The sequence below is a fragment of the Cohnella caldifontis genome, assembly GCF_029360585.1.
Classification (GTDB): Bacteria; Bacillota; Bacilli; order Paenibacillales; family Paenibacillaceae; genus Cohnella; species Cohnella caldifontis.
This window is the reverse complement of the sequence record NZ_JAQZSJ010000017.1, coordinates 97,971-111,719: the sequence shown is the minus strand read 5'-3', so window position 1 is coordinate 111,719 and position 13,749 is coordinate 97,971. Positions and strand designations below refer to the sequence as shown.

13 protein-coding genes are annotated in these 13,749 nt (G+C 58.1%); 9 read left to right on the top strand and 4 right to left on the bottom strand.

Going from position 1 to position 13,749, the window contains the following annotated elements; genetic code table 11:
• Positions 1 to 164 precede the first annotated feature (164 nt).
• From PTZ19_RS20045 to PTZ19_RS20005, 9 genes are all read left to right on the top strand, one after another.
• Positions 165 to 572 (top strand): hypothetical protein, encoded by a 408-nt coding sequence (locus PTZ19_RS20045; RefSeq protein ID WP_276357019.1) that lies wholly within the window; start codon positions 165 to 167, stop codon positions 570 to 572.
• Positions 573 to 576: 4 nt separating this feature from the next.
• On the top strand, positions 577 to 1,152 hold the full coding sequence (locus PTZ19_RS20040) for a hypothetical protein (RefSeq protein WP_276357017.1): 576 nt from the start codon (positions 577 to 579) through the stop codon (positions 1,150 to 1,152).
• On the top strand, positions 1,149 to 1,340 hold the full coding sequence (locus tag PTZ19_RS20035; protein ID WP_276357015.1) for a hypothetical protein: 192 nt from the start codon (positions 1,149 to 1,151) through the stop codon (positions 1,338 to 1,340). The genes PTZ19_RS20040 and PTZ19_RS20035 overlap by 4 nt, the downstream gene beginning before the upstream one ends.
• Entirely contained in the window at positions 1,337 to 1,621 is a 285-nt protein-coding gene (locus tag PTZ19_RS20030; protein WP_276357013.1) for a hypothetical protein, read from the top strand. Before PTZ19_RS20035 ends, PTZ19_RS20030 begins: the two co-directional genes overlap by 4 nt.
• Before the next feature lie 13 nt (positions 1,622 to 1,634).
• Complete coding sequence (locus PTZ19_RS20025; RefSeq protein WP_276357011.1) at positions 1,635 to 2,141, top strand: hypothetical protein; 507 nt, start codon at positions 1,635 to 1,637, stop codon at positions 2,139 to 2,141.
• A 16-nt stretch (positions 2,142 to 2,157) separates the two neighbouring features.
• A complete protein-coding gene (locus PTZ19_RS20020) occupies positions 2,158 to 4,092 on the top strand; it encodes an AAA family ATPase (RefSeq protein ID WP_276357009.1) in 1,935 nt (644 codons plus the stop codon).
• Positions 4,093 to 4,203: 111 nt separating this feature from the next.
• Positions 4,204 to 8,424: a fibronectin type III domain-containing protein gene (locus PTZ19_RS20015; RefSeq protein WP_276357007.1), complete on the top strand. Its 4,221-nt coding sequence runs from the start codon at positions 4,204 to 4,206 to the stop codon at positions 8,422 to 8,424.
• Between the two features lie 236 nt (positions 8,425 to 8,660).
• Positions 8,661 to 9,251: a hypothetical protein gene (locus PTZ19_RS20010; protein WP_276357005.1), complete on the top strand. Its 591-nt coding sequence runs from the start codon at positions 8,661 to 8,663 to the stop codon at positions 9,249 to 9,251.
• 198 nt (positions 9,252 to 9,449) lie between these two features.
• Complete coding sequence (locus PTZ19_RS20005; RefSeq protein ID WP_276357004.1) at positions 9,450 to 9,917, top strand: hypothetical protein; 468 nt, start codon at positions 9,450 to 9,452, stop codon at positions 9,915 to 9,917.
• Positions 9,918 to 9,969: 52 nt separating this feature from the next.
• Here the strand turns inward: PTZ19_RS20005 and PTZ19_RS20000 are convergent, their stop codons facing one another.
• Genes PTZ19_RS20000 through PTZ19_RS19985 form a run of 4 tightly spaced genes read right to left on the bottom strand, consistent with a single transcriptional unit; the run spans position 9,970 to position 13,745 of the window.
• Entirely contained in the window at positions 9,970 to 11,043 is a 1,074-nt protein-coding gene (locus PTZ19_RS20000) for an ABC transporter substrate-binding protein (RefSeq protein ID WP_276357003.1), read from the bottom strand.
• Entirely contained in the window at positions 11,040 to 11,843 is an 804-nt protein-coding gene (locus PTZ19_RS19995; protein ID WP_276357002.1) for an ABC transporter permease, read from the bottom strand. Before PTZ19_RS19995 ends, PTZ19_RS20000 begins: the two co-directional genes overlap by 4 nt.
• Positions 11,840 to 12,664 carry an ABC transporter permease gene (locus PTZ19_RS19990; RefSeq protein ID WP_276357001.1) on the bottom strand — a complete coding sequence of 275 codons (825 nt, stop codon included), beginning with the start codon at positions 12,662 to 12,664 and terminating at the stop codon, positions 11,840 to 11,842. The genes PTZ19_RS19995 and PTZ19_RS19990 overlap by 4 nt, the downstream gene beginning before the upstream one ends.
• Positions 12,639 to 13,745 (bottom strand): ABC transporter ATP-binding protein, encoded by a 1,107-nt coding sequence (locus tag PTZ19_RS19985; protein WP_276356999.1) that lies wholly within the window; start codon positions 13,743 to 13,745, stop codon positions 12,639 to 12,641. Before PTZ19_RS19985 ends, PTZ19_RS19990 begins: the two co-directional genes overlap by 26 nt.
• Positions 13,746 to 13,749: the final 4 nt, after the last annotated feature.

Genomic DNA, 13,749 nt, shown 5'->3' with positions numbered 1-13,749 from the left:
TGGTCTTGATCCCCTAATGAATCGCATAACCAGGAAGAAGAAGACTGTCCATTTCGGCGGTCTTCATTTTTTTTTAAAAATTTTTAAAAAAAGCGGTTGCCTTCAAGTAACTTGAATCAGCTATCCTCGGATTCAGACCAACGGAACCAGGAGGAGAGACGAAGATGAACAAGAAATTCCGGAAATACGTCCCCGCGATCGAGGAGTATTTGCTCCAAGGGCAGGAGATGCATCATGTGGAGGGGGCTCTGTACCGGGCAGGGAACTACCATTTCGAATTGCACATCTCGGAGCCGAATGCGAAACGCTACTTTTTCCCGGTGAACTTTTACCCGGAAGCGCGCATGTGCGTGTTCCTGTGCGGCCACGAGATGCTGGCGTACTGCTTCACGCCAGAGGAGCTGCAAAGCCTGCCGCTGTATCGGGCGAAATCCGGCGACTTCTATGTCTTCAACATCGTGGCCGAACATCCACTGAACGGCGAGGGCGAATTGCATTGCCGGCAGATGAAAGTGAACATCACCGATTGCGCGGTTCCGCTATACGAAACTTGCGACTTCGGGGAGAAGTGAAACGATGGCGCTCGTGAAAAATCCGGAAACGATCGGCCGGCCGCGGGTGGCGGCGCGGATCGAGCAAGCGATGCAACTGGCTGCTTTGAAGGGTGACGATCGAAAGGCGTGTTCCCTGCTGCTCTTCTATCTGGCGTATATGGCGGATGACCATCCGCTCATGGGGGGGAGCCGCTTGAGCGAACGGCTTTACGCTTATGCGGAAGCCATTGGGCTGACGGATGTGAACGACGAGTCGGCATGTGCCGATCTGCTCCAACACTCTATCGCTGCGGACTCGAAAGCGGCGAAGGCGCGGAATCGCCTTGCCGCTGAGTTGGCGAAGTCAATCGCTTTCTGCAAAGGCTGGCTGCGTGACAACGGAGTCGCCGAACTGGACCTGTATCCGCGGCTGCTTAAGCTGTATCCGATCTACCTGCTCGTTCTGCTGATCGGGATTGCCCGATGGGGCTTGCTGGGAGCGGAGTCGGAAGCGTGGCGGCTGCATTCGGACCACCGCTGGCTTCTTCAGTCTACCCGATTTCAACTCGAACTGTCGACGAAGGGCATTCCATTATTGCAGGGGGAGATGCAGGCGTGAGCAGGAGTTGGGCGTCGCTGAGACAGGAGCTGGAACGGCTGGAAAAGGAGCTTTCATTGAAAACGACGGCGGGAATGGTGCGGCGGGACTTCGATTTCCAGGCCGACATGAGCGCGGTGTTCGTTTCCCGGCAGTTGGACTTGCTGGTTCGCGGAATGCGGGCGATGGCCGCGGCGAGCCGGCCATGAACGCAGCCGCGGCATGGCAAGTCATTCGTCTCAAGTTCGCGATAGCCGATGACGGCAAGGCGATTCCGCGGTTTCCGCCGGAGGTATTCGGTCCGCTGAAGAAAAGCGGCTGCATCTATCGGTTGAAGCTGGTAGGCGCCGATCACCCTTCGATCTATACGGTTGTCTCCGCTGCAGATTGGGTGGAGGAGAGGCTTGCCCAGGAGGAGCTCGAATGGGAGTTCGAGGTATCGGGCCGCTGCGATCCGGATGAGATCTTCGCTTACTTATATTCGGTATAGGAGGGGACCATGGATGGTACGACGCGGAAATGATGGAGCTTGCCGCCCGGAAGTGATGCTAGACGTGGCGCCGCTGTTCGACCACTGGTTGAACGTGGTGCGAGAGCATCGACTGGGACAAGGAGAGACGGCATGGGTAGCTGCGCTGCCCCCGCGCGACGGTCTCTGCCGGATGGAGCTGCTGGCTTGGTGGAGCCGGGCACGCCCCGATTTGATCCGAGAAGCGGCGGACAAGCTGGAGGCGGAAGCCTGCGCGATCGACGCCGAGCTGCGGGCTTCGTTGTTCGACGAGCTGGAGGCCAACGACTTCGCCGCGGTGCGGCAAATCGCCATGCTGCTCGATATCAACCGGCTGATCGCCGTTTATTGGTCTTGCGGGTGCGTGCCGGAGTCGGAAACGTTCCTGGAGTGCGCCGAGAAGTTACTGGCGAGCACGTTGCCGGACGAACGAATGCGAACCTCCGCGCTTAAGACGCTGGGAACGATCGAAACGCCGTTTGAAGAAGAATATCCTTTCTAGCACAGGGGTGAGTACAATGCCGGCAAAGCTGGAAGATTTGTTGTCGATTCGCAGGCAGTCCGCGAAGCTGGCGAACGGTCAACATATGGAATACGTCGAGATGCCGGACGCAGCCTACGACGCGTTGCGGCCAGCCGTTCGAAGCGCGGGGCATCTGGAGGAAATCGACAAACTCGATCGGCTTGGCGATGCCCAAGGAGTCGTAGTCCTGTGCAGGCGGTTGGCGGATGGGCTGCAAGCCGCGGCGATCCTCGTGCGGAAGTGGGAGCGGGACATCGCCGGCAAGCGATCGCGCGATTCCGCCCTTGTCCAAGCTGAAGACGAAGAGGCGCCGGACGAATCGGCCGGATGGGAAGAGGAGGGGGCCTCCTTCGGTCCGGATGAAGAGGACGGCGAATCCATGGACGAGGATGATGACGCGAATGGCGACGATCCCGCGCGCGTGACGGATTCGGAAGGCCGCATGATCCGGCTGCCGATCGTCACGTACCGGGAGTTCGGCATGGCGTTAGGGGGGCAAGAGGACAACTTCCCGATCGGGATCGGTCAGATGAACATGCTTCGCGGCGATACGTCTAACCCGCCCCAGGAGCCATACTGGCTGGATCATTCGTATCCGCTCGTGCTCGTAGCCCCTTCTCACGGCTACTATTCATTGTCCGCCAATACGGTCAAGCGGGCGAATCGCTTCATTCTCTATGTCATCCAGACGATGCAAAAATCATGGCTGTCCGAGCCCGAGGATTCGTCGGTCGCACCGCCGTTCGCGAAGCAGCTCGTGTTCGAATGCGATTTCGACCTGTGCCCGATAGGCCAGCCCGCCCCGGAGTACTACGCGGCTGTCCTCCGGAACTGCGTAGAGCGCGAAGGTTACCGGCTGTCGCGCAAGGCGGACGCCGTCAAGCTGGTCGAAGAGCTGCGCGAATTTCGGCGGGAACAATTCGACAGCTACGTCGATATCGAAAGGTTCGTCAAGCTGACGATCCGCCGAGAAGCGTCGTCTTCAAGGCTCGCCGCCGATGATTTCCGCAGGGCGTTGCTGATGCACCGGAAGGTGAAGATGGAAGCGCCGAAGGAATCCGGCAAAGCGGAGACCCAGCTCGATCGGATGATCGGTCTGGGAGAAGTGAAGGCGCAGCTGCGGCGCCTCGTGAAGCGGCTGAAGCTGGAGCGCGAGCGTATGCGGGCCGGTTTGTCGGCGAAGCCCGCCCCGATGGCGGCCGTGTTCATGGGATCGCCCGGCACGGCCAAGACGACGGTGGCAAGGCTCTTCGGTCGATGGTTAGCCGAAGAACGCGTCCTGGATAACGGCGAGTTTCACGAGGTCAGCCGTAAGGATTTGATCGGCAAATACGTCGGCTGGACGGCCCATGTCGTACAGGAGGCTTTCGAAGAAGCGCGCGGCGGCATCCTGTTCATCGATGAAGCCTACAGTCTTCTCGGCAACGGCGGTGCGGATTTCGCGGACGAGGCGATGGCCGAAATCGTTCTGCAGATGGAGAACAATCCGGGGACGCTCGTCATTTTCGCCGGTTATCCGGATGAGATGAGGCGGTTCATCGCGGAGTCGAATTCGGGGCTGAGATCGAGGCTGACGAATCTGATCGAATTCCCGGATTATTCGGACGAGGAGATGTTCGACATTTTGCGGCATATGGCTTCTCAAGAGCAATACAAGCTGGAGCGAGAGCCGGAGGCGCGAGAACTCGTGCTTCGGTTCCTTGTAGGGCAGCGGCTTGATAGGCGGGGAGCCAATCAAGGCAACGGCAGGTTGATGCGCAAACTGCTGAAGGCGGCGATCGGCCATATGGCGGAGAGGGAAGCGCAAGACATGACTTTGCTGGCATTGGATGATCTTCGATTGGCGATCGAAGAGCTGGAGCGGGCGGATCGACTGGCAGCACGATCGGGATCGATGCGGATTGGTTATCTGGGGGGATCCGGTAAATAATCGAGAATTGCGTAGCATGATCCATTTGGGAGAATCTTGGGAGCAGGGGGTGATACACTTCGACAATAAGGGCGCATCCGCCCGGAAATCGTCGGAGGAGAGATGGCAATCATGCTCGCATTCAATTGGAAACGAGTCGTGTCGGCCGCGCTGGCGGCGCTGGTGATCTGGCAGACGCTTGGACTTACTTGGGATATCGGTGTCGGGAAAGCGGCCGCGGCAGCGGGGGCGAGGTCCTGGCAGCTGCTGGGCTCAGGCGCGGTGGACGATTCCGTGTCCGCCAATTCGGTTACGATCGCGACTTATGGCAATACGCCGTATATCGCATTCAACGATAATGATAGCTCGCAAATCAGAATCAAAGAGTGGGCGTCAGGCAGTTGGCAGATGGCGGGAAACAACGGGAACGATTTTGGCCCCGGCAGCAATTTGAAACTGGCAATCTCGCCGAGCGGCCGGGCTTATTTGTCCTTTCTCAATTCGATCGGACAACACCCGGCAGTACTCTGGATGAACGAACAGCAGGATTGGGGATTCCTGGGGGAGGCGGAACTGTCGGCGAATACGGCCATAGCGTCTGATATCGCGGTCTCGGCGGATGACCAAGTCTATGTGGCCTATGAAGACAGCGGTGGCAGCTCCTACACTTATAAAGCGATGCTGCGGGTTTTTGAGAATGGCGTGTGGTCGGATCCCGAGGCTGTAACCGATTCAAGGGGGATGGCCCCCTCGGTGACCCTGGATGCGGGCGGCAAGCCGACGGTGGCTTATACGGATTATGCCCTCGGTGAATTGCCGCGCATCAAGAGCAGAATCAGCGCTGGAAATTGGACGGCGGTGCCGAGCGGAAGTCTGATGGAAAGAGGCAATTACGCCGTGATCCGGGCGGCAGGCGACGGCTCCTTGTTCCTGGCTTACTTGAACGCAGATACCGTAAATACGGGCGTCACGGGGGTAAAGAGGTACGACGGGACAAATTGGTGGTCGTACGATTTTAACTCCGACGGAGGTGAGGGGCCGGCCATGGCCATCGATCCCCTCGATCAGAAGCCTGTATTGGCTTACGTCGGCAGACCGGATGAGGGGAACAAGATTCACGTGCTTAAATGGGATGGATTCATTTGGAATGAACTCGGCCAAGCATCGGAATTACCGGCGAATGCCTCGTCCTTATCGCTGGCGATCGGAGCGGACGGCACACCATATGTGGCTTATCTGGACAAAGACAATCATTATGCACCCAAGGTGATCGGTTACCTCCCGGACCTGACGCCTCCGTCCGTTACGGCTCAGTATCCGGCGCCGAACGAGACGGAGGTGCCGGTAAACGCGAAATTGACGGCCACGTTCAGTAAAACGGTTCAAGGCATTGCCGAACATTTCATCGAAATTTGCAAGACGGATTCGACGGAATGCCAGCGCGTGGATGCCAGCAGCGAGAAATTGAAGGTATCGGGGAATGTCGCGACCGTCGAAGTGCCATTACGAGGGGGGACGAGCTACCGGGCCGTTGCGGAAGCGGGGACTTTCGTCGACCTGAATGGCACCCCGACCCCGGCCATTGAATGGACGTTCACGACCGCCGTAACCGTGCCGGACGCGCCGGTAATCACGGATGTTTCCCCGGGCGACGGTAAAGTTGAAGTCTCTTTCAACTCGCCTGAGAATAACGGCGGCAGCTTGATTACAGGCTATACGGTCACTATCCATCCATCGACCGGAGAAGATATTGTCGAGCACACGACCGAAACCCCTTATATGAGGATGGGATTGACGAACGGTCAGACGTATAGCCTCACGATAACCGCAACCAATAGCGTAGGAACTTCTCTCCCAACGGCAGCAAAGACTTTCGTGCCGTCGACGGTGCCGGGAGCGCCGACGATTAAGGAGGTTGTGGTCGGCAGCCGCCAGGCGACGGTTAGCTTCGAACCGCCGGCCAGCGATGGATTCAGCCGGATCACGAACTATACGGTTCTCGCGACATCACAAGACAATGTTCCAACGAGAAGCATGACGGGAACGGAGTCGCCGATCACCGTTGTTGGCTTAATGAACGGACATGTGTATTCGTTTACGGTAGTGGCGGTTAACGCCCGCGGGGATTCCGCGCCATCGGAGGCATTGTTGGGAACCCCGGCCACGGTACCGGGCGCTCCGACCAACGTAACGGCGGTAGGCGGTGACGAAGAAGCCACGGTAAGCTTTACGCCCCCTGCAAGCGATGGCGGAAGCTCCATCACAGGTTATCGGGTGACGACGATTCCAGGCAACTCCTCGGAGGCCCCCATTTCGGTGACCGTGGGTCCGGGGGCAACCTCGGCGGTCATAACCGGGTTGCGAAACGGCGGAGATTATCAATTCAAAGTCGTCGCGATGAACGCGCAAGGACCTTCCGCCGAAGCGCAGACGTACGAATGGACGCATGTGGGCAGGGTGCCGGCCAAGCCTTATAACTTATCCGCTATAGCGGGTGACGGTAAGGCGACCGTATCCTTCGACGAACCGGCCAACGGCGGGCTAGCCATTACGAACTATCGGGTGACGGCTTGGGCGGGATCGACTGCAGTCAAGCAGGTCGAGGGAGCGTCCAGTCCGATCGAGGTGACGGGGCTCCGGAACGGCACGGCCTATACGTTTACCGTGGAAGCTTACAATGAAAAAGGCTGGTCGCCGGCATCGGATTCGTCTCTTTCGGTGACACCGGAACCGGCCCCGGTGACGCCAAGTACGGTGCCTGGGGCACCGACGAACGTAAGAGCAACGGCAGGCAACGGCCAGGCGTCGGTGAGCTTCAACGCACCCGCGAGCGATGGAGGCAGCCCGATTACGGGATATCGGGTTACGGCATGGCAAGATGGACGTAACGTCAAAGAGGCCACCGGCTCCTCCAGCCCCATTACGGTGACAGGCCTGACGAACGGAACGGCTTATACCTTCACGGTAGCCGCGATCAACGCCAATGGCCCATCCCCGGAATCCGATGCTTCGGCTTCCGTAACGCCATCGGCACCGACCGCTCCGTCTGCCAGCGGAGGCGGAGGAACGTCTTCGAATACCTACGGCGTGAGCGTGACCGTCGGAGGAGTTCAGCTCGGAACGTTGAACGTCCGGCGTGAGACGCTGGCGGACGGAACCGTGAAGGATACGCTGGAGCTTACGGGGTCTTACGCCGAAGAAGCGGCATCCAAGCTGAAGGCGGCGGGGGAATCCCGTCTGAGCATCGTCTTGCCGTCCGTTTCGGGAGAGTCGGCGGAGCTTGTTCTCCGGATGTCCAAGGAAGCGGCGGGGGCGCTGGCCGGTGCCGGGATTTCTCTTGGGCTTCGCACAGCGGATGCGGAGATCGCGATTCCGGCTGGATCGCTTCAAAACGCGGCGGATCCGATTCAACTGTCGGTCACGCCGCTGACCAGCACCGATCGCAAATCGGAGCTGCAGAAACGCGCGGAGAAGTCGACGGTCTTGAGATCCGCGGCGGGCCAAGGTACGGTGACACTCATCGGGAATCCCGTCGATATCGCGACCGATTGGCAGAACCGGAAAATGACGCTGACGCTGCCGGCCGATACGGGGGTATCCGATATCGGCGTGTACGTCGAGCATAGCGATGGAACCGTGGAATTGGTGCGCGGCAAGTATTTGCAGGACGGGCCGGGGGGCAAACCGAGGATCTCGTTCGAAGCGAACAAGTTCAGCACGTTTGCCGTTGTCCGGGTGGCGGGCTGGGACGAATTCAGCAAAGAAGGGCAACCTCCGCAGACGCAGAAGCCGCAACCGTACATCTCCGGTTATGCCGGCGGGCTGTTCAAACCGAACGCAAGCATGACCCGGGCGGAGATGGCGGCCATTCTCGTCCAAGCTTTCGCCGATGATGCTACGGGTGAAACGAAGGAGACCGGTACTTTCTACGACGTCCCCGCGGGCCATTGGGCTGCCGATGCCATCCGCGTTGCGGCGGCGCGCGGCCTCATGAGCGGCTATCCGGACGGCACCTTCCGGCCTGACAAGCCGATTACGCGCGCGGAGATGGCGGCGCTGCTGTCCTTGCTTATCCGGAGCGCCGGGGATGCCGCAGGGCAAGGGGGCGGATTCGCGGACACGGACGGCCATTGGGCGCAAGCGGCCATTCGTAAGGCGCAAACCGCCGGCTTGATCAGCGGTTACGGGGACGGCACGTTCCGTCCGGACCGAACGTTGACCCGCGCGGAAGCGGTCGTCATCGTCAATAAACTGCTGCAAATCAATCCGAACGATGGTGCAACGCCTTATTATTCGGACGTTCCCCGAACGCACTGGGCATACGGAGCAGTTCAGGCAGCTTCGAAGCGTTAGGAAATGATAGCTTATTCGACGACCGTAAGCCACCGGGCTTACGGTCGATTTTTTGAGTTCTTTTAAAGACAACATTGAGTCTGGTGCCTAGTTGCCGGCGCAGCGGAGTTGTTGGATTGAAGCATGGCTAAGCCCCGTCGATAGATGGGGCTTTATTTCATGGGACCGCAATGACGTCGAAATGGATTATACTAAGTGAATAAGCGGCTATCTCTATGATGAGGGAGACGATCCCATTGCAATTGAAGAAGGAGCCATTCGTTAAACTGATTCGGTCATACGTGAAGATGCATGCGGATCGCGGCTTTGTCCCTTATCGCAATGTTTCCGGTTCCGTCCAGGGAGCAGAGACGGTGTTGAGGATAGCCGGTCAAGCGCTGAACGAAGGGGATTCCCTTCGAGCGGTGCGAGTCGGCTTTTGCGTGATAGAAGAAATGGCCGATCTTTTGCAAATGTGCGACGATTCCGACGGCATCGTGGGAGGTTTGATTGAGGAGACGTTAGGTTTGATTGCCGCCGCAACGGCAAAGACCTCCGACACTTTGTCATCTAAAGAAAAACGATTGTTGCTCGACATGATTCTAAAGGAAACTCGGCTTGGGAAACTGGGAGACTGGCGAATATCCCTGTTGGAAAGCGCCGTTCATCTTGTAGAGGACGCCGGGACCAGGCAGCTCTGGGAGGATTGCGTACGAAAGTTTGAGGACCAAGACGGCATAAACGAGTGGGACTCCTATTTTACCCGAGAGGTTGCCATGCTGAAATATCGTCTCATTGAGCGATTCGATGGACAGCAGAGCGCTGCCGACTATCTTCGAGCGAACTGAACATGGATCTTACCGAGGTACGGGAGGAAGCCATCCGCAAGGGCGATCTCAGAGGGGCGGTTAGACGAAGCCTTAACTTACGCCTTGGAAGGTGAACGACAGGATACCGAGCGGCGTTATCCGGGACTCGTTGTGAAGTGGAAGAAGTTTAGGCTCCGAATCTACGAATTAACGGACCAGCTGGAGCTTCGCCGCCAATTGGCCGAGGAATTCGCCTCTTCCGGGGAGTACGAATATTACGCAAACCTGAGGGGACTGTACGCACCGGAGGAATGGCCGGAGGTTTATGCCCGATTGATGGCCGAACTTGCCAAAGATCGGAGTTGGCTTGCGGAGTCTACGTACGTGAAGCTGTTAATCGAAGAGAAGGAAACCGAGAAGCTGTTGGAATATGTCCGTCGGCACCCCCGCACCGTAGTTGATTATTATAAGCATTTGATTGGGAAGTACCCGGAGGAAGTGTATCGTGTTTTCGAACAGCAGATCGGACATGCCATGCAAGAGGCTTCCAATCGAAAGGAGTACAAGAAAGGATGCAGCCTCATCCGCGAGCTTCTAAAGGCAGGGGGGCGGCAGCAGGCTAAGCAGGTCGTGGAGAGTCTGCGGCAACGGTACCCCAACCGCCCGGCTTTGCTGGATGAACTTAGTCGGATTAAAATTTCATGATCGCAAACGAAAGAGCCAGGCCATCGCGGCCTGGCTCTTGTCATCTCGCAACTTACAACGCCATCTTGAACTCCATGAAATACTCCGAATACTTGCCCATCCACTCGGGGCCGAGGTTCTGATAGACTTCGAGGTTTTTGCGCTGCTCGCCCGTCGGATAAAATCGCTCGTCCGTCACGACCTCTTCGTCCATCAGCTCCATGGCCGCGGCGTTCGGCGTGGAATAGCCGACGTAGTCCGCGTTCTGCGCGCCGACCTCGGCGTCCAGCATGAAGTTGATGAAGGCGTGCGCGCCTTCGATATTCTTGGACGTCTTCGGAATGACGAAGTTATCGAACCAGAGGTTCGAGCCCTCCCGGGGGACGCTGTATTCCAGGTCTTCGTTCTCCGCCATCATGTCGGCGGCTTGGCCGGAGAACGTCAGCGCGACGGCGGCCTCGTTATTGACCATGAGCGGCGTGATCTCGTCGCCGATGACCCCTTTGATGTTCGGCACCAGCGTCTTCAAATGATCCGTCGCCCGGCGCAGCAGCGCCTCGTCTTTCACGTTCAGCGACTCGCCGATGCTGTTCAGCCCCATGCCGACGACTTCCCTGGCGCCATCGTACAGGAAGACCTTCTGCTTCAGCGCCGGGTCCCATAGATCCTGCCACGAATCGAAGGTCAGACCTTCCGGCACCAGGTTCGGGTTGTAGACGATCCCGAGCGTTCCCCAGAAGTAAGGGATCGAATACCGGTTGCCGGGATCGAAGGGCAAGTTCAGGAAGTACGGGTCGATATGGGCCAAATTCGGGATTTTCGACGGATCGAGCGGAAGGAGCAGCCCTTCCTCCGCCATCTTTTCGACCATATACTCGGACGGGACAGCGACGTCATAGGCGGAGCCGCCTTGCTGAATTTTCGTCAGCATCGCTTCGTTGGAATCGAACGTCTCATAGATGACGTGGATGCCGGTTTCCTCCTCGAATTGCGTGATCAGATCGGGATCGATGTATTCGCCCCAGTTGTACACCGTGATCACCCCGGCGCCGCCGGCGTTGCTCGTCGCGTTCAACGTATACGAAGCGTAAAAGAGCAGAGCGCAGGCGACGAGCACGGCGATGGAGGAACGGATGAGCGACTTCATGCTCTCACCTCCGCTTCGGCTGCCCGGGCGCGGTTCGTCACCCAATAGTAGCCGGCAACGACAATCAAGGTCGCGAGGAAGACCAAGGTGGAAATCGCGTTCACCGTCAGCGTGATGCCCGTGCGCGCCATGGAATAGATCTCGACGGACAGCGTGCTGAAGCCGTTCCCGGTCACGAAGAAGGTGACGGCGAAGTCATCGAGCGAATACGTGATCGCCATGAAGAACCCGGCGTAAATCCCGGGCTGGATCATCGGCAGCACGACGCGCGTCAGCACGTCCCGCCTCGACGCTCCGAGGTCCAGCGCGGCGTCGATCAGCGACGTTTTCATTTCCAGCAGCTTGGGCAGCACCATCAGCACGACGATCGGCACGCTGAACGCGGCATGCGAGAGGAGCACGGAGGCGAAGCCCAGCTTCGCTCCGATTAAGGTGAACAGGATCAGAAAGCTGGCTCCGATGACGACGTCGGGGCTTACGATGAGCACGTTGTTCAGGGAGAGCAGCGTATGGCGCCACCACCGGTTGCGGACGGACACGATGCCGATCGCTCCCAGCGTTCCGATGACGGTGGCGATGAAGCCCGACAGCAGCGCGACCAGCACGGTGTCGAGCAGAATCACGATGAGGCGGGTATCGGCGAATACGTCCGCGTAATGCGACAGCGTGAAGGACTCGAACCCGCTCATGGAATCTCCGCTGTTGAAGGAATAGAGCATCAAATAGAAGATCGGCGCGTACAGAATCAGGAACATCAGCGCCAGGTATGCCTTTCCGCCCAGGGACAGCTTGCTCGTCATGCGCGGCCTCCTTTCCGGCTCGTGCCCGTTGCCATCATGATCAACACCATCACGAGAATGAGGAAGACGGCAATCGTCGATCCCATGCCCCAGTTGTCGGCGACGAGGAACTGCTCTTCGATCGCCGTTCCGAGCGTGATGACTTTATTTCCGGCGATCAGGCGCGTGATCATGAACAGCGACAGCGCGGGGATGAAGGTCACTTGGATCCCGGACTTGACCCCGCTGATCGTCAGCGGGAAGATAACGCGCCGGAAAGTGTCCCAGCCGGAAGCGCCCAAGTCCCGGGCGGCGTAGACAAGCGACCGATCTAATTTATCCAGGGAACCAAAAATCGGCAAAATCATAAACGGGATGAAAATATATACCACGACGAGAATGAAGCTGAAGTCCGTAAACAGCATCTGCGTCGGATCGAAGCCAAGCGTTTCCAGCAACGCGTTAATCGGTCCGTGCAGGCCGAGAATGCCGATGAAGGCGTACGTTTTAAGCAGCAGGTTGATCCAGGACGGAATGATGATCAGGATCAGCCAGAGGTTTTTATGCTTCGTTCGGGTCAGCAGATAGGCCGTCGGGTACGAGATCAGAAGCGTGAAGAACGTAATGATCGCCGCGTACCAGAAGCTCGTCAGCGTCATTGTCAGATAAGCCGACGAGAAGAAGTTGCGATAATTGGCTAACGTAAAATGCCGATCGAGATCGAGAAACGAATAGTAGAGAACCAGCGCGATAGGCGCGATGACGAACAAGACCATCCAGACGGCATAGGGAACGATCGGCGCTCGCGATCTAGATTTAGCGGACATCGTCTTCGTCTCCATAGGATTCCAGCCGTTTATCGAATTCTTCTTCCGTCTCGTTCAACCGCATGACGTGAATCGCCTCCGGCTCGAAATCGAGCCCGATCAACGCGCCGACTTCCGCCTTCTTCAGCGAATGCACGAGCCACTCGTTGCCGTCTTTGTCATAAGTGGACAGCTCGTAGTGGACCCCCCGAAAAAGCTGCGTTCGCACGTGGACAACCAGTTTCCCTTGTTCCGGGGAGGTGATCGTCAGGTCTTCCGGACGGATGACGACGTCGATCTTCTCGTTCGGCTTCATTCCCCGGTCCACGCAATCGAAGATTTTGCCGCCCAATTGCACTTTGTAATCCTCGATCATGACGCCCTCGACGATATTGGATTCCCCGATGAAGTCGGCGACGAACCGGTTGATCGGCTCGTCGTAGATATCGACGGGCGTGCCGGATTGCTGGATTCGCCCTTCGTTCAGCACGAAAATTTCGTCGCTCATCGCCAGCGCTTCTTCCTGGTCGTGCGTGACGAAGACGAACGTTTTGCCGAGACGCTGCTGCAGCTCGCGCAGCTCGTACTGCATTTCCGTTCGAAGCTGCAGGTCCAGGGCGGACAACGGTTCGTCCAGCAAAATGATTTCCGGATCGTTCACGATGGCCCGGGCGATTGCCACGCGTTGGCGCTGGCCGCCCGACATTTCCCCGATTTCGCGCTTCTCGTAGCCGCTCAAGTTGACGAATTTCAACGCTTCGGCCACCCGCCGCCGCACTTCGGCTTCCTTCTGCTTCTTCACGCGAAGGCCGAACGCGACGTTCTCGAACACATTCAGATGGGGGAACAGCGCATAGTCTTGGAATACGGTGTTGACTTGGCGCTTGTTCGCGGGCACGTCGTTCATGCGCTCGCCGCCAATGATCACGTTGCCGCCGGTCGGTTTCTCGAACCCGGCGATCAGCCGCAGGATCGTCGTTTTCCCGCAGCCCGACGGGCCGAGCAGCGTATAGAATTTGCCGCGTTCCAATTCGAAGTTGATATCCTTCAGCACGTCCGTATCGCCGCCGTAGGATTTGGAGACGCGTTCGAAGCGAATGATCGGCTGGTTGGCCATATGC